This is a genomic window from Paenibacillus sp. JT31N17, assembly GCF_056269255.1.
On the sequence record NZ_JBWDNP010000002.1, the window covers coordinates 58,684 to 76,589 of the forward strand.

Consider the following 17,906-nt stretch of genomic DNA (forward strand, 5'->3'; position numbering starts at 1 on the left):
TTTCTTGTCAAAAATAATGAAAATCATTTTATCCACCGCTGCGATATTAATCGTTTCATTCGGACTGAAGGACGATGCACAAGGCATTAAAACGGCTGTTCTTTCTTTAAACCAGCCAATGACAAACCTTGTTCGGATTGAACGATTAGAAAATAAAAATGCTATCGCATTTTATGAATGGGGCGCTGCTCCACAAGAGTATTTCGGTATTGCAATGGTAAAGAAAAATCTATTTGGCTGGCATTTTATTGGCGGCTCCACCTCGCAAACTCCAAAGGGATATAAGTTAGGCTGGTCTTATTCAGACTTAAGGGGGGAGTTCTCAAAGTACACGGAGATTAGTTATGGAAAAATTTTCGACTCCGATGTTGAAAGCGTACTTGTTACGACTAACAAAGGAAAGCAATATCCAGCAAAGATACTTGAATACGATAGCGGCGAAAGGTTATGGTTCTTAATTACAGATGGAATAGACCTGGGAGGGTCCTCTGTAATAGGCCGTTCGGCAAATGGACAAATAATTGAACAAATTCCAGGCTAAGCCGGTATTCGACGGAAGCACGAGTTCAATGCCGAATGGCTTCCGCGCGGCAGCCCTCTACGGCTGAAGCGAAGTACGGAAAAATTCAAGGCGAGCGGCCAATAATAAAGTACTGGCATATGTTCCGATAACACCGTATTATAATAATGTAAGCGCTCTAATAGAACATTGTTTTATAATATAAAACAAGCTGCCGCAAAGGTAAGGAGGCACGGTTGAATGAGCGATATGTACAGGGCTGTCATGATTAAGCCGCAGGATAATGTGGCTACCGCTTTGACGGAAATTCCCATTGGAGCCGAGGTTACAATCGAATGCCAGGAAACGATCCTTGTAGTGGAGATGAAAGAGCTCATAGAAGTCGGCCATAAATTTGCCATTTCACCGATCCAGACCGGAGAGCCGATCTTCAAGTACGGGGAAACGATTGGCAGAGCCGTTGCCGATATTGTACCCGGTGAGCATGTGCATGTTCATAATCTGGAAGGAACAAGAGGAAGGGGAGACCGGCATGACCAATGAGCGGAAAGCGACATTTTGGGGCTATCGGCGGGCGGACGGGCGTGTAGGGGTACGCAATCATGTGTTGATCTTGCCGACAATTACTTGCGCGGCCCAGGCGGCAAAGCAAATCACCGAGCTGGTGCAGGGGACGGTATCCTTCATTCACCAGCATGGATGCGCGCAGGTGGGGACGGATTATGAGCAAACCTTCCGCACTTATGCGGGAATGGGCCTGAATCCGAATGTATATGGCGTTGTCGTGCTCGGCTTGGGCTGCGAGACGCATCAGGCCCGCAGTGTGGCCGGGGAAATCGCAAAAAGCGGCAAGCCGGTGGAGGTCGTCTCCATTCAGGATCACGGCGGCACCTTGATGGCCATTGCGCAAGGCGCAAAGATCGCGGCGAAGATGGTAGTGGACGCATCCGCCCAGACCCGTGAGCTTTGCGATTTCAGTGAGCTGATTGTCGGTACGGAATGCGGAGGGTCGGATGCGTGCTCGGGCCTGTCGGCCAATCCGGCGGTCGGCGTCGTCAGCGATCTGATGGTGGCACATGGCGGTACGGCAATTTTGGCCGAGACGACGGAACTGATCGGAGCCGAGCATTTATTGGCGGCGAGAGCATCCGATGATAAGGTGGCCAAGCGGGTGTACGAGGTCATTCAGGCGATGGAAAACAGGGCGATTCTGATGGGAGTCGATATCCGCACAGGCAATCCAAGCCCGGGTAATATTAAAGGAGGGCTTTCCTCGCTGGAAGAGAAGTCTCTCGGTGCCGCGGGCAAGGCGGGTTCGTCTACGCTGCAGGAGCTGATCGATTACGCCCAGACGCCTACACGGAAGGGGCTTGTCTGGATGGATACGCCTGGCCATGATATCGAACAGCTGACGGGTATGGCGGCCGGCGGCGCGCAGGTGGTGCTGTTCACGACAGGACGCGGCACTCCGACGGGTTGCCCGATCGTACCGGTCCTAAAGATTGCTACGAACACGGCAATTTACGAGAATATGAATGATAACATCGATATGAATGCGGGAACGATTATTGACGGAACGGAAACAATCGATCATGTCGGACATCGCTTGTTCGATGAAATGGCCTTGGTCTGCTCGGGCAAGCTGACCAAAGCGGAGGTCTTGAAGCAGCATGACTTCGGGATATGGCGGATTGGACCAACCTTTTAAACGTTTGGATTAAGCAATTCAGTAGAAAAGGCTGAAGCCTTCCTTAGGCGCAAAGCTATACTTGCTGATCATTCAAAAAGCTTATTGCTCCCGCCGGCAGTAGGCTTTTTGCCGTTCCGACGTGATGCAGATATAATTGACAGTCCTGTCAAAGAATATGAGAAATTCGATAGAACGCATGAGAATATTCAATTCCGCCATGGTCTCCCCGGAAGCATAATGAATGAGAAGTAAATCACAATCGGGGAGGTTGTAAGATTGAATCAAATTTTATTGCATTTTAAACTCCGCAAGAGATCATCGTTAGACAAGGCTCCACTGTTCCAGGACAAGATGAGGGTTAAGCAAAGCAAAAATGGAAGCGCAATCAAAAAAGCCGTAAGCATGATCTTATGCGGCATACTTGCTGTAACGCTGCTGCCTTCATTCCCGGCAAGCGCCGACTCAGACCCGGCAGCTTCGGCTTCGAAGGTTATCACTGCAGTAGCGGAAAATAGTGAACGCAGCATTGATTTTAATGACAACTGGCAGTTTTATCTCGCAACCCGTACGCCGGCGCTCATCTCCGGCAATATCGTCAATGGGCTGCAGGATCCTCCCGATGCGCCCGCTGCTGCCGACATTGTTAAATCCGGTTTTGACGACCGTTCATGGAGAACGCTGAATGTTCCTCACGACTGGAGCATTGAAGGACAGAAGCTTGCAGGCTCAAGCAACTCGCAAGGTTATTTGCAGGGAGGGCTGGGCTGGTACCGCAAAACCTTCACACTGCCGGAATCCATGGGAGACAAGAAGATTGCCATCGACTTTGAAGGCGTGTACGCAGACTCCGTTGTTTATGTGAACGGCAATCTGGTTGGCGAATACCCGAGCGGCTATACCGGCTTTTCTTACGATATCACTCCTTATGTGACGCTGGGAAGCGATCAGCCGAACGTCATAGCCGTCAAAGTGCAGAACATGGCCCCATCGGGCCGTTGGTACACAGGCTCCGGCATTACAAGACCGGTCAGTCTTGTCGTAACGGATAAAACCCGTTTTCTGCGGCATGGCCTCACCTATACCACGCCTGGACTTGAAGCTGCGTACAAAGCGGATAAAAGCGCCGATTTGGCAGTGACGGCGGATATTTATTCCGAAGCCTCCAATGGGGTTACAAATATCCGCACGTCCGTTATTGCGGCTGACGGAAGTGTCGTCGCGACACATACCAGTGATGTGGTCGATTATAATCCGTCTACAAAGCTTACCTTGAACGACAGCTTTAAGGTGCCGGATGTTCACCTCTGGTCGATAGACGATCCGTATCTGTATACGATCCGTACGGAGCTGATTACCGAAATCAACGGCGGCACCGGACCGAATGTCGTCGATTCGATCGATACGTCATACGGCTTCCGTTGGGTTGAAATCAAGGATGTAGATGTGACGGATGCCGATACGACCGCTAATTCCGGCGGCTTTTATTTGAATGGCGTCTATACGAAGCTTCAGGGCGTCGATCTGCATCATGATGACGGGGCATTGGGAGCAGCCAGCACGCTGGATGCGGCCATGCGGAAATTCAGGATTCTCAAGGATATGGGCGTCAACGCCTTCAGAACCTCGCATAACCCGCCGAGCAAAGAAGTTATTCTTGCTTGCGAGAAGCTGGGGATCGTCGTTATGGAAGAAGCCTTTGACGGTTGGGGGAGCCGCAAGGCTACCTACGATTTTGGCAACTGGTTCCTGACCAGTATGCCCGAGGGCTGGGCGGGTTCGGTCCTTGCGCCGGTTCCGAGCACCAATGGCGCTCAGTTTATGTGGAGCGACTGGGTTTTGCAGGAAATGGTAAACCGCGATAAAAACTCTCCGGCCGTCATTATGTGGTCGATCGGTAATGAGGTGAGGGGAGTCGGCACGAAGCCCGCCTGGATGAATACGCAGGAATTGTATGGCGTCGCCTCCTTCAATGAATACAGCGAAGCCATCCGCCTGAAGCGCGATGTTCTGGCAATCGACCCTTCCCGGCCGGTCGTCATGGGCGGCGACCAGGAGCGGACTCCGCCGACGCCTACCAGCGTCTGGGGTCTCATCAATAATTATCTGGATGGATACGGCTTGAATTACAATACGGCGCAATCCGTGGATACGCTGGCAACGCGGTTCCCGAATACGTTCTTCTTTGAATCGGAATCCTCCTCGCAAACAAGCGCGCGCGGAGTCTATCAGGACGTCCAATTGGTCAATACCGGCGTGAACCAGACACCGGGCTCGCGCGGAACATCGTCGTATGATAATAATTTCGCTTCCTGGACGATGGGCAACGAGTACGGCTTGAAGAAAGACCGGGACAGAAAACCGTTTATCGGCCAGTTTATATGGACGGGCTTCGATTACATAGGCGAGCCGACTCCGTACAATGTATACCCGGTAGGCGTCTCCTCCTTCGGCGCTATCGACACGGCTGGATTCCCCAAGGACTCCTTCTATCTCTTTCAAAGCCAATGGACGTCGAAGCCCATGTCGCATATCGTGCCCATGAACTGGACCAGCTGGACGCCTGGGGAGATCGTGGACGTATGGGTCAACACCAACCAGCAAAGCGCGGAGCTGTTCCTGAACGGCGAATCGCTGGGCCGCAAGAGCTTCGATATCAAGACAACCAATTACAGCAAAAAATACTACGAAACCTCCGAACCGACCAAGGATGACAAGCTGAATACCAGCGGCACCAACACAGGCGGATATTTGAGTCCGACCGGTGAATACGGCAAGCTTCATCTCACCTGGAAGGTGCCATTCGCGCCAGGAACACTGGAAGTAAAAACGTACGCGGATCCAACCAGTCCGGTGGTGACGTCCACCGACGTCGTAAAAACGGCAGGCCAGCCCTACACGCTTAAAATGACGCCGGACAAGCCGGTCATTACCGCCGACGGACGCAGTCTGGCTTATATTGAAACCGATGTAGTGGACGAGAACGGCAGTCTGGTTCCGGATGCCAATCAACTGGTTAAATTCAATGTTACGGGCGGCTCGATTGTCGGTGTGGACAATGGGCAGCAGGAAAGCGCGGAGCTCTATAAGTGGAACAATGCGGACCGCAGCGCATATTCGGAACGCTCCGCATACAACGGCAAGGTGCTTGTCATTGTCCAGTCGAATAAAGGACAGACTGGCCCGATCACGGTAACCGCCTCCTTCGAAGGCTCCGCTCCGGCGCAAGCGACAGTATTTGCCGCTGCTGCAGATGCGACCGGCAATGTTGGAATAACACCGGTCACCCTTCATGTGAAAAAGGGAGACGATGTCAATCTTCCGGCGCAGGTAACCGTAGTCAAGGCGGACGGGTCGACTTCCCGGCAAGCCGTCTCCTGGAGCGATATTCCGGCTTCAACGGTGGCGGGATCCTTCCAGGCTACAGCATCAGTCGGGGGTCTGCAGGCCACCGCTTATGTAGATGTATACGACTTTGCCGAAGCTGGCGTCAGCGTTGCCGCTGCCAAAGGCGACACGCCGGTCTTGCCCGCTAATGTGAAGGTTCGTTATACCAACGGTCTGAGTGTAATGAAGCCCGTAACATGGGAGGAAATTGCGCCGAGCCAGCTGGAGTCAAACGGCGTAATCACGGTGAACGGTCAAATTGCAGGACTGCCGAATCCGGCAAAAGCCACGATTGTGGTGACGGATCAGTATACGCCTGGCGTCAATCTGGCCCGCAGCGCGGCGGGTACTGGAACGCAGGATACCGTTTCGGCTGCCGGACCGCTTGCAACGGCTACATTTACTAACGGCACATCCTATCCTAATTTAATGTTGGACGGCAACAAGACAAGCGCCGGCTGGAGCAACAGATACAGCATCTCGGCAACGGCGAATCTGCCGGCAGTCAACAATACGCGTCCCTATGAATTTGTGCAGGTGTATTGGCCGAAGCAGCAAAACTTCGATTCCATGAAGCTTTATTTCGCGATTGGCGGTACGGCTCCAACGAATAATCTGCCAAAATCGCTTGATGTTCAATACTGGGACGGCTTGAAGTGGGTGTCCGCAGGAAACCAGAACATTGCGTGGGCAGCTGCTGCTAACGAAGCGACCACCATCACATTTGACAGCCTGACATCCGCCAAGGTGCGTGTAGGCATGGAGAATGCCACTCCATACTCCAGCGCGTCCGGAGCCATGACCATCACTGAACTCGAGGTGCTCGGCAATCAGTTCAACGAACCGGTTATCGAGGAAATTCCGGGAATCCATGTGACGACAAAAGCGGGAGTCGCGCCAATATTGCCACCGATAGTCGAAGCGGTATATTCCGATGGATCGAGGGCCCAGGTTGCAGTAACATGGAATGCTGTTGATCCCGCGTCCTATGCTCAAGCCGGAAGCTTCACCGTTAACGGGACCGTCAGCGGTTCCAATGTGCAGGCGGCAGCGACCGTTGCAGTAACGGAAGATTCCAAAGTGACGGGAGTGAGCTTGAACAAAGATAAACTGTCGCTGACAGTCGGAGGCAGCGAGACGTTAATCGTCACCGTTGAACCTGAAGGGGCGGCCAATAAAACGGTAACATGGTCGGTCTACGATCCGGCAATCGCGGCAGTAAGCGATAACGGTACCGTTACGGCTGTGTCTCCCGGCGAGACCTATGTAACGGCAACGACGGCAGACGGCGGTTTTACCGCCAAAGCCGATGTTACGGTAACGGCAAGCGATGCCCCGAACACGTCATTAACGGGACCGGTGCAGGTGTCGCGCGGTCAAACGTTCGTGACAAGCTATGGCCTTGACCGAGTGCAGGGCAGTGTCATACAAGAGATTTATGCGCAGGATGTCACGATTACCTTCGATACGGCGGCATTTGAATTTGTGGAGGCCGTATCCGTGAAGGAGGGGCTGGCAGTTGTGGATCATCAATTAACGGATGCAGGGCAGCTTCGCCTCATTTTGGCAAGCCAAGGGTCGGGCGGCGCCATTCGTTCGGACGGACCGCTGGTCGATTTGAAATGGAAAGTGAAAGATAATGCTGGCATCCCGGCAGCTGCGATCCAGGTGGCCTCCGCCACATTAAGCAGCAATACGGGTCAGGAGGCGGCAGCTAACGGCTCTGTCCTGAACATTCAGCTTTTATTGGTCGATAAGTCCGCATTAAACAATCTGATTAGTACAGTACAGGCAGCTTTAAGCGCGGCAGTGGAAGGTACCAGGCCAGGGCAGTATCCTGCAGGCTCCAAAGCGATTTTGCAAGCGGAGCTGACGTCCGCCGAACAAACAGCCAGTGATTCTGCAGCGACTCAAGCTCAGGTCGAGCATGCCGGAGAATCTTTGAACAACGCTCTGCAATTATTCCTGGGCAAGCAAATCGCCGCGATTCCGGGCGATGTCAACGGCGACGGCAAAGTGTCGATCGGCGATCTGGGAATAATATCCGCAAACTACGGCTTGAACAGCGAGGACAGCGGCTGGAACGAGATTAAGCGGCTGGATTTGAACAATGACAACGTCATCGATATTATGGATCTGATCGTGGTCGCCAGAAATATTTTAGTGTAAACGGCTGTGAGGGAAAGGGGCCGGCTATCAATGGGGTCACCCCTTTCCTGTTCAGCAAAACGGAGGCATGGGATACATGGGAAGGAAAGCGCGCCGGAACGGGTTGATGGTTGTAACGGTCATCGGTTTGAGCATCATGTTGTATTTATTCGGAGCTGCTGCAGCTTCGGCAGAAGCCGTGTTTGCATTGGATACGGATGCGGGGCAGGTGCAGCCAAACGGGGAATTTATTGTCACGGTTCAGGCCAAGGACGTTCAGGACGTTTATGGATATGAATTGAAACTGAGCTATGACGGGCAAAAACTTGAATTTGCAGACGTCGTTCAGTACATGACAGACGCCGGCTACAAGGTTCCTCCCGTTCAGGAAGGGAATCAGGTTACGATTCCATTTACCAAGCTTAGAAATGTAGCCGGAGAATCCGGCGATGTGGTGATCGCGAAGGTGAAATTCAAGGCCAAAGCCAATACCGAAGGCAAGGCGGCCATACATCTGGACCGGGTAAAACTAGGGGACAGCCAATTGAATGCGCTGGTATGGGATGCGGGAACAAGTATTGATGTTACCATCACGAACTCTGGCAGTCCGGGCAGTCCGGGGAGCGGCAACGGCAGTCCCGGAAATCCGGCCGTCCCAACTCCCCGATCCGAAATCCCATTGGAGGAAAACGATAAAACAGTAGATATTACGGAAGCACAAGACGGTACGCAGACGGTTCATGTCAAGGTCAAGCCGTCTATATTGGAGGCCTATCTGGATGAGCTTGGCAGGGTTCCGGATGGCGGAAAACTCGTGATTGATGTAGAATCTGCCGATGAGCTATTGTTAGATATACCTGTGCAGGCATTTCAGAGGCATGAATCCGGGAAAACCATCATTTCGATACGCAGCGGGTTTGCATCGTACGATTTACCTCTGCATGTTCTGCAAACGGCATCATTAGCCGGCAAGCTTGAGGCCGATGCCGAGCAGATGACTCTTGTCATTGCCATCCGCAAGTTAAATCAAGCGGAAACCGGGCTGTTGAAGAGCCGGCTGAATGCCGGCATGACGCTGCTCGGAACGCCTGTCGAGTACCGGATTTCCGTTGCGGCCAACGGAAAGACGATCGGGATCAGCGAATTTGGCCAAACCTTTGTGAACCGCAGCATCATTATTCCCGGTCTCCAGGACTCCGTGACCGCGACAGCGTTCTACACCGATACGGTCAGCGGTGGGATCTTGTTCGCACCGTCGCAATTTGCGCCCCGGACCGACGGAAAGACGGAGGTTGTCATAAAACGCAACGGAAACAGCGTCTACGGCGTCGTTTCCTACAAGCAGACGTTCTCTGATATTCAGTCGCACTGGGCCGCCGGTGAAATTGAGAGATTAGCGTCGAAGCTGATTGTAAAAGGCGACAGCGGAACGTCGTTCTCGCCGAACCGGACGATTAACAGAGCGGAGTTCGCTGCCCTTCTGGTGCGGGCTTTAGGCTTGAAGGGGGAGGGAGAAGCGTCCTTTACAGATGTAAATGAAGAGGCATGGTATGCGGAGCCGGTTCAGGCGGGAGCCGAGTTTGGGCTTATAGACGGCTTTGAAGACGGAACGTTCCGTCCAGCTCAGCTTGTTACCCGCGAACAGATGGCCGTGATGGTATCCCGGGCAATAAGCTTGACAGGGTACAGGGCGGATACGGCAACCGATCCGGATACTCTCCTGTCGGGCTATCTCGACAAGGATGAGGTTGGCGCATGGGCCAGACAGGCTGTGGCCGGGAATATAGACATCGGCTTGCTGACCGGCATGACGGAAAATACGCTGGAACCACGCAGCACCGCTACGCGGGCCCAGGCTGTCATGCTGCTGTCGCGCTTGCTGATGCATATTAATTTCATATAGTCGTTTGGCAGCGTTTTTTGAACGGCTCCCGTATCCGCAGATATGGGGGTCGTTCTTCCTGTTATGAACCGGCCAATCAGGCACCGCGATATGGGGGATATCGAATGTATAAATTAATGTTGGTTGACGATGAGGCGGATGTGCGCGAAGGCATGCTTGGCGAGGTAGACTGGGCGAGTCTTGGAATTGAGGTCATTGCGACCGCCGAGAACGGAAAAGAAGCGTTGGATATGCTGGACCGGGTTACGCCGGATGTCGTCGTAACAGACATAAGTATGCCATACATGAACGGTCTTGAATTAGCGGAGAAAATCCGCGAGCTTCGCCCTACTGTAAAAATTATTATCTTTACCGGGTTCGATGAATTCGAATATGCGCGGCGCGCGATCAAGCTTCACATTGATGAATATCTGTTAAAGCCTTTTTCCTCGCAGGAGTTTACGAATGTGCTGCGCAAGGTCAAGCAGACTATCGACGAGGAGATCGATGCCAGAAAAAATATAGAAACGCTCCGCGAGCATTACAGGCAAAGCCTGCCTTTGCTGCAGCAGCTGTTTTTGTCGTCGCTGATGAGCAGAAAGCTGACAATCCTTGAGCTGCACAGCCATTCGGAATTATGCGGCTTGCAGTTGGAGGGGGGCTCCTTCATCGTCGCGGTTATACGCGTGGATTCCCAGCCTGGGGAGGACGTTGGCCTCGCTTCGGATAAAGCGCTCCAATTGTTCGCCCTCTACAACATTGCCGGGGAAATTGCCGGGCGGCTGGAGCCGCCGGCCAGGGCGTTTATTCACGGCCATGATGTTGTCATTCTGGCTTCGGGTCCGGAAACCTCCCGAAATTCACTCATCTACCGCATATCCGCCGCAATGGAGGAAATCAGGCAAGGCGTCGAAAAATATTTAAAATGCACCGTCACCATCGGTCTGGGCACGCCTATCGGACGGCTGGTTGACGCCAAGGAAGCTTACGATTCCGCTGCACAAGCACTGGATTATCGTCTTTTGCTGGGCAATAACCGTGTCATTCTGATCGGCGACGTTGAGCAGAGGACCCCTGCCCCTGCTGCCCGGTTCGACGAGCTCAAGCAGCAGGCGCTTATGCGCTGCATTAAGGTCGGCACGGAACCGGAGCTGCTCACGATTATTAGCGGGCTGTTTCGGGAGCTATCCGATACGGGCGGAACGGTAATGGATTTGCAGCTGTATTTGCTTGAGCTGGTAACGGTTATATTTCGCGTTGCGAAGGAGGTCGGCACTGCGATTGAGCAGGTGCCTTCCTCCGAGACAAGCCTGTTTGCGCAAATCGACCGGTTTCAAAATCTTGAAGAGGCGAAGCATTGGGCCATCCATGTCAGCATCCGTCTTATGCGTCAAATTGCGAGTGAACGCCGCTCTACGCAAAGATCTCTGATTGAACAAGCCAAAGAATATGTGAAAGGGCATTACGCGGACCCCGAGCTGAGCGTTCAGAAGCTGTGCGGCGAGCTTTACATCAGCGCGGGCTATTTCAGCGGCTTGTTCAAGAAGGAAACCAGGCAAACCTTTGTCGCCTATCTTCAGCAATTCCGCATGGAGATTGCCAAGGAGCTGCTTTGCACAACAGATATGAAAGCGTTTGAAATAGCCGAGAAGGCAGGCTATGCCGATCCGAATTATTTCAGCTTTTCCTTCAAGAAGCTGTACGGCATTTCGCCGAAGGAATACCGGAGCAGCGCAAGGGTGCCGGTCGATGAATAATCTCCTGCGGAGTATCCAGTTCTGGATTACGGCCTCGTTCGTGTCTTTGTCCGTGCTGGCGATGCTGCTCGTCGGATTTTTGCTGTACAGCAAATTTGCCGCAACGGCCGGATTGAACGCGGAGAGGAGCACCCAGCAGATTGTGCAGCAGGTTTCCTATAATGTAGAAGCTTATTTGAATGGCACCGCCGGCACCTTCTCACTGATCGAAGATAAAATTCAGAAGTCCCGGCAATTTCCCGACTCTCAGCTGCAGCGGGAGCTGGACACGGTGCTGGATACGAGAGAGGACATCGTATCGATTACTTTTTTTGACCGCCATGGCAAGCTTGTAGCCGATATTCCGGAGGGGGTGCAGCGCAAATATACCAATGTCCCGACTCAAGGCTGGTTTGTGCAGGCACTGAAGGATCGGGAGACTGTCTCGTTCTCGTCCCCCCATATTCAGAACCTGTTCAAAGGCAGGTATCCCTGGGTCGTATCCTTAAGCAAAAAGTTGACCCTTCAGAAGGAAGGCCAAGCCATCGAAGGCGTGCTGCTGCTCGACGTCAACTTCAAGACCATCGACACGTTGATGCAGAAGGTCAGCCTGGGGGATAAAGGATACGTCTATATGATTGACGCCTATGGCAATATTGTCTATCACCCGCAGCAGCAGCTTATTTATGCGGGGCTGAAAAGCGAGAATGTCGGGCGGGTAAGCCGGGTCTCCAATGCTTCCTTTAAAGATACCGCTTTGGGAGAGGAACGGCTTATTACGGTTCAGACCATCCCCGGCATCCAGTGGAAGGTGATTGGCGTATCGTTTATGGACGAGGCGGTTACGACGCGCAGGGAAATGACGGAATTCATGCTCAAGCTGATGCTTGCCGTTCTGGGCTTCGTCGTCATTTTGGCTTATTTTGTCTCCTCTTATTTGTCGCGGCCGATCAAAAGTCTGGAGCGTTCCATGAAACGGGTCGAGCAGGGCAATTTCGGCACGACGATTAATGTGCACGGCTACGTCGAAGTCGTGAAGCTGTCGGCCCGATTCAATATTATGGTCACGCGGATAAGAGATTTGATGAAGCAGATCGTCGAAGAGCAGGAAGAGAAGCGCAAACGTGAATTTGAAGTGCTTCAGGCGCAAATTAATCCGCACTTTTTATACAATACCTTGAATTCAGTCGTCCGATTGGCCAGCTCCGGGAAGAACGAGGATGTTGTCCGGATGATTACCTCGCTGTCCCGGTTTTTCCGGATTTCGCTGAGCCGGGGAGACAATATAATTTTGCTCAGCGACGAGCTTGAGCATATCCGAAGCTACTTGACGATCCAGGAAATCCGGTTCAAAAAGAAATTCACCTTTTCCATCGAAGCAAGCGAAAAGGTGCTGATGTGCAAAACGATAAAGCTGATCCTGCAGCCGATTGTGGAAAATTCGATTTATCACGGCTTTGAGAAAATGGTGGATCCCGGCATGATCCGGATTTCGGCTGAAGCGGTCGGGGACCGGATACGTCTTCAGGTAAAGGACAACGGGCTGGGCATTCCGCCTGACCGGCTGCGTGTACTGCTGCGGGGCTCGCGCACGGAAGGAGAAGGCTCGGGTGTGGGACTGCGCAATGTGCATGAACGGATTCAATTGTATTTCGGCATGCAGTACGGCCTTGAAGTGGCAAGCGAGCTGGAGGAAGGAACGGAGGTGAATGTATGGATTCCGCTTGGGTTGGAATAAAGCCTGCGTATGCAGCCAGATGCCTGCTTCTCGTAAGTGCCTTAATCCTGCTTGTTACCGGATGCGGCGGAGGCAGCGACGCAACGGCTTCGGTCGGCAGGAAGAAAATCGCCATGGTCGTGAAGATGAACCAGGGCGAGTATTGGGGAACGGTGCAGATGGGAGCGGAGGTTGCGGCGAAGGAATTCGGGGTTGATCTGCGTTTTACGGCCCCATCCCTGGAAACGGATGTCCGCGGGCAAATCCGGTTGGTCGAGCAGGCCATCGACTGGAAGGTCGACGCTCTTATATTGGCGGCCAACGATTATTTATCGCTCGGCCAGGCGACCGACAAGGCCGGAAGCGCCGGAATTCCCGTTATCTCGATAGATACGGAGGTGGCTTCAACGAAGGCGAAAAGCTACATCGGCACCGATAATTATGCTGCCGGGCGGAAGGCCGGGATGGAGCTGATCGAGCAGACCGGCGACAACAGCAGGGTCGCCGTCGTCAGCTTCGTCGAAGGCGCGCGCAATGCCGTGCAGAGAGAGGAGGGTTTACTCAATTTGCTTGCGCAGTATTCCGGCGTGCAGGTCGTCGATCTGCGGTATGCCCAGTCGGATATTGCGACCGCGGAGCAGGTTACAAGAGAAATTCTTCAGGAATACGGCCAAATTGACGGCATTGTTGCATTGAATGCCATTGCGACGATCGGCGTCATGAACGTGGTGGCAGAGCTTGGTGTGGGCGAAAAAATCAAGGTAATCGGCTTTGACAGCACTTCGGAAATTATGGAGATGCTGCAGGAAGGCGTCATCCAGTCCACGATTGTGCAAAATCCCTTTACGATGGGCTATCTGAGCGTCAAGTATGCGGTGGAGGCGGCAGACGGGAAAAAGCTCCCTGAGCGGGTGGACAGCGGTACGGTCGTTATTGATATCAACAATATGCTGGACGAGAAAAATCAGAAGCTGCTGTTTCCCTTTATCAAATAAAGGCATGAGAAAATCGATAGAACATATGAGAATAATCAATTCCGCCAAGGCCCTCCCGGGAGCATAATGAAAACGTAGCGGGAACGAATACACATTAATCGGGAGGTTGTATGGATGAAAAAGATGATTTCAGTACTTGCCATTGGCGCGATGCTGTCCACGGCAGCGGTCGGCTGTTCGAATGAGCCAAATGCGGCATCAAACGGGGGCAGCGGCGGCGATTTGCCGACAGTCGGCGTGGCCATTTACAAATTTGACGACACGTTTATGACGGGCGTCCGCAACGCCATTTCCGAGGCGGCAAGCGGAGTGGCGACTGTCGATATCGTCGACAGCCAAAACTCGCAGCCTACGCAGAACGACAAGGTTGATTTGTTCATAACGAAAAAGGTGAGCGCTTTGGCTATCAACTCGGTAGACCGGACAGCGGCAGGCACTCTGATCGATAAAGCAAAGGCAGCGGATACGCCGATTGTATTCTTCAACCGCGAGCCGCTGCCGGAGGATATGCAGAAGTGGGATAAAGTGTATTATGTCGGCGCAAAAGCCGAGGAGTCGGGCACGATGTCCGGGGAGCTGATCGCAGACTACTGGAAAGCTAACCCGGCAGCGGACAAGAACGGCGATGGCGTGCTGCAGTATGTCATGCTCAAGGGCGAGCCGGGCCACCAGGACGCGGAGCTTCGTACGGAGTATTCGGTCAAGGCGATTGAAGCGGCAGGCATCAAGGTAGAGAAGGTTGCGGAAGATACGGCGATGTGGGACAGAGTGAAGGGACAGGAAAAGATGTCGGCGTTCCTTGCAGCCAACGGCGATAAAATCGAAGCGGTGCTGGCGAACAACGACGATATGGCTCTGGGAGCGATCGAGGCGTTAAAGGCGGCGGGCTATTTCACAGGCGATAAAACGATGCCGGTCGTCGGCGTAGATGCAACGGCTCCCGCGCTGCAGGCGCTGCAGGACGGGACGATGCTGGGCACCGTCCTGAACGATGCGGTCAATCAGGGCAAAGCGACACTGAACATTGCCGCAGCAGTCGCCAAGGGCGAGACGCCCAACAAGGAAACGACCGGCTACGATCTTGTAGACGGCAAGTATGTATGGGTACCGTACGTGAAAATCACGAAGGACAACATGGACGACGCAAAATAAAAAAGGGAAGCCGGAAAGGGGCAGGCGGAAAGCTCGTCTGGCCCTTTCTGCTGCATCAAACGGGGAGTGGAGGGATCGTAATGGGCGAATATCTTTTGGAAATGAACGACATTTCGAAAGAATTTCCGGGTGTGAAGGCCCTTGATCAGGTTGCGCTGCATGTCCGGCCGGGGACCGTTCATGCGCTGATGGGGGAGAACGGCGCAGGCAAATCAACGTTAATGAAATGTTTATTTGGCATTTATCAACCGGACTCGGGCGAGATTAAGCTCAGCGGTCAGCAGGTAGTGATCCAGAATTCCAGGGATGCCCTGAATCTGGGCGTCTCCATGATTCACCAGGAGCTGCATCCTGTGCCCTACCGCAATGTGATGGAAAATATTTGGCTCGGACGTTTTCCTACGTTCGGCTACGGGCCATTCCGGTTAGTAAATGAAAAAAAAATGTATCAGGATACATTGGAGATCTTCCGCGACCTTGATATCGATATCGATCCGCGGGCTCAGACGGGATCGCTGTCCGTCTCGAAGATCCAGTCGCTTGAAATCGTCAAGGCCGTATCGTTCCATTCGAAGGTAATCGTAATGGACGAACCGACATCCTCGCTTACAGGCAACGAGGTGGAGCAGCTGTTCACCATCATTAACCGGCTTCGCTCGCGCGGTGTATCCATCATCTATATATCCCACAAAATGGAGGAGATCCTGCGTATTTCCGACGATGTGACAATTATGCGTGACGGCAAGCGCGTAGGGACATGGGCCGCGGGCGAGCTGACGATGGATCTGATCATTAAACGGATGGTCGGCCGCGACTTGACGGAGCGCTTCCCGGAACGGACGCATGTGCCGGGGGATACGCTGATGAAGGTCGAGTCCTTAAGCTCGGCGAATCCGAAATCGTTCCAAAACGTATCCTTTGAACTGCGCAAAGGGGAGATTCTGGGTCTTGGCGGACTTGTCGGCGCGCAGCGGACCGAGCTGGTCGAAGCGCTGTTCGGTCTTCGCAGCGTCGCTTCCGGCACCGTATCGATCCATGGCAAAGCCGTAAGGATCAAATCGCCTTCCGATGCGAAGAGGCATAGAATCGCCCTGCTGACAGAGGAGAGGCGGGCCACCGGCATATTTCCCGTGCTGTCGGTGTACGAGAATACGATTATAGCCAATTTGGGCCGCTACCAGAACCGGGCAGGCCTGCTTAATGAACGCAAAGGAAGAGAAGAGGCGCAGCAGAATGTCGAGAAGCTGCGGACGAAGACGCCGTCGGTGAATACCCAGATCCGTAATCTGTCGGGAGGGAATCAGCAGAAGGTGCTGCTCGCGCGCTGGCTGCTTACCGAGCCGGATATTTTACTTCTGGATGAGCCTACGCGTGGCATCGATGTCGGCGCCAAATATGAAATTTATACGATTATTGCACAGCTGGCCAAGCAGGGAAAAAGCATTATCATGATTTCCTCCGAAATGCCGGAGCTGATTGGCATGTCCGACCGGATCATGGTCATGTCCGAGGGCCGTAAGACGGGAATCGTAGAGGGCGGCGCGGCAACGGAGCAGGAGATCATGAGGCTGGCCGCACAGCAGCGGCCGGTTGAATCAGGGAGGTTTAACGAATGAATACACAAACCATGATGAAAGTCAGAACTTATTTGGCGCAGCGCGCTATATTCGTTGTATTGATACTGCTGGTTATCGGAATCGCGATTGCGGATCCGCATTTTTTGGGCTTTTCGACGCTGCGTGACATTCTGCAGCAATCCTCAACAAGATTGATTATCGCGCTGGGCGCGGCGTTCATTCTCATCACGGGCGGGGTGGATTTATCCGCGGGCCGGGTTGTCGGGCTGACGGCCGTCATCTCGGCTTCCATGCTTCAGATCGAGTCGTACACAAACCGGTTTTTTCCGGATCTTCCACAGCTGTGGGTGGGCACTCCCATTATTGTAGGCATTATCGCGGGCCTGCTGGTGGGACTGGTGAACGGCTTGATCATCGCCAAGCTTCACGTGCCCCCGTTCATCGCCACGCTGGGTACAATGGTCGGCATTTACGGCGTTAACTCCATCTACTTCGACATGGAGCCGAACCAGTCGCAGCCGATCGGAGGCCTGCGCCCGGATTTCACGAAATGGGGCTCCGGCTTTATCGATCTCGGGGGCGGCTACTCCATCCCCAACATTGTCATTGTCGCAGTCATTGTCGCCTTGATTTGCTGGGTCGTGTTCAATAAAACGCGGCTTGGCAAAAACATGTACGCCATCGGCGGCAACGTTCAGGCGGCGCATGTATCGGGCATTAATGTTGCCCGCAGCCTCATTGCCGTCTATTCCATCTCCGGGGCGCTTTACGGACTCGCGGGAGTTCTGGAGGCGGCGCGCACCGGCGGAGCGACGAACAATTACGGCAATATGTACGAGCTTGACGCTATTGCGGCCTGCGTGGTCGGGGGTGTTTCAACGGCCGGCGGCATCGGTACGGTGCCAGGCGTTATGGCGGGCGTGCTGATCTTCGGCGTCATCAACTACGGCTTGACCTTTATCGGCGTCAGCCCTTATTGGCAGCTGATCATTAAAGGGCTCATTATCGTCGCAGCCGTTGCATTCGATATCCGCAAGTATATGGCTAAAAAATAGGCTCATGGAGCGTTTTATTCAGATACATCAATTGACTGATGTATCTGAAT

The 17,906-nt window shown here is 53.3% G+C and carries 11 protein-coding genes; all 11 read left to right on the forward strand.

Annotated elements, in window-relative coordinates; translation table 11 throughout:
- Positions 1-4 precede the first annotated feature (4 nt).
- On the forward strand, positions 5-541 hold the full coding sequence (locus tag AC0YOB_RS07935; protein ID WP_475792389.1) for a hypothetical protein: 537 nt from the start codon (positions 5-7) through the stop codon (positions 539-541).
- 219 nt (positions 542-760) lie between these two features.
- Positions 761-1,063: a UxaA family hydrolase gene (locus tag AC0YOB_RS07940; RefSeq protein ID WP_475792390.1), complete on the forward strand. Its 303-nt coding sequence runs from the start codon at positions 761-763 to the stop codon at positions 1,061-1,063.
- Positions 1,053-2,228, forward strand: coding sequence for a UxaA family hydrolase (locus AC0YOB_RS07945; RefSeq protein WP_475792391.1), 1,176 nt, complete (start codon positions 1,053-1,055; stop codon positions 2,226-2,228). The genes AC0YOB_RS07940 and AC0YOB_RS07945 overlap by 11 nt, the downstream gene beginning before the upstream one ends.
- Before the next feature lie 258 nt (positions 2,229-2,486).
- A complete protein-coding gene (locus tag AC0YOB_RS07950; RefSeq protein ID WP_475792392.1) occupies positions 2,487-7,763 on the forward strand; it encodes an Ig-like domain-containing protein in 5,277 nt (1,758 codons plus the stop codon).
- 76 nt (positions 7,764-7,839) lie between these two features.
- On the forward strand, positions 7,840-9,645 hold the full coding sequence (locus AC0YOB_RS07955) for an S-layer homology domain-containing protein (protein WP_475792393.1): 1,806 nt from the start codon (positions 7,840-7,842) through the stop codon (positions 9,643-9,645).
- Positions 9,646-9,749: 104 nt separating this feature from the next.
- The gene (locus tag AC0YOB_RS07960) at positions 9,750-11,381 is read left to right on the forward strand and encodes a response regulator (protein WP_475792394.1); all 1,632 of its coding nucleotides are present in this window, start codon (positions 9,750-9,752) and stop codon (positions 11,379-11,381) included.
- On the forward strand, positions 11,374-13,098 hold the full coding sequence (locus tag AC0YOB_RS07965) for a cache domain-containing sensor histidine kinase (RefSeq protein ID WP_475792395.1): 1,725 nt from the start codon (positions 11,374-11,376) through the stop codon (positions 13,096-13,098). The genes AC0YOB_RS07960 and AC0YOB_RS07965 overlap by 8 nt, the downstream gene beginning before the upstream one ends.
- On the forward strand, positions 13,074-14,072 hold the full coding sequence (locus AC0YOB_RS07970; protein ID WP_475792396.1) for a substrate-binding domain-containing protein: 999 nt from the start codon (positions 13,074-13,076) through the stop codon (positions 14,070-14,072). Before AC0YOB_RS07965 ends, AC0YOB_RS07970 begins: the two co-directional genes overlap by 25 nt.
- Positions 14,073-14,186: 114 nt before the next feature.
- Positions 14,187-15,224, forward strand: a complete 1,038-nt coding sequence (locus AC0YOB_RS07975; RefSeq protein ID WP_475792397.1) for a galactose ABC transporter substrate-binding protein — start codon at positions 14,187-14,189, stop codon at positions 15,222-15,224.
- Between the two features lie 80 nt (positions 15,225-15,304).
- Complete coding sequence (locus AC0YOB_RS07980; protein WP_475792398.1) at positions 15,305-16,840, forward strand: sugar ABC transporter ATP-binding protein; 1,536 nt, start codon at positions 15,305-15,307, stop codon at positions 16,838-16,840.
- Entirely contained in the window at positions 16,837-17,856 is a 1,020-nt protein-coding gene (gene mglC / locus AC0YOB_RS07985; RefSeq protein WP_475792399.1) for a galactose/methyl galactoside ABC transporter permease MglC, read from the forward strand. Before AC0YOB_RS07980 ends, mglC begins: the two co-directional genes overlap by 4 nt.
- The last annotated feature ends 50 nt before the right edge of the window (positions 17,857-17,906 follow it).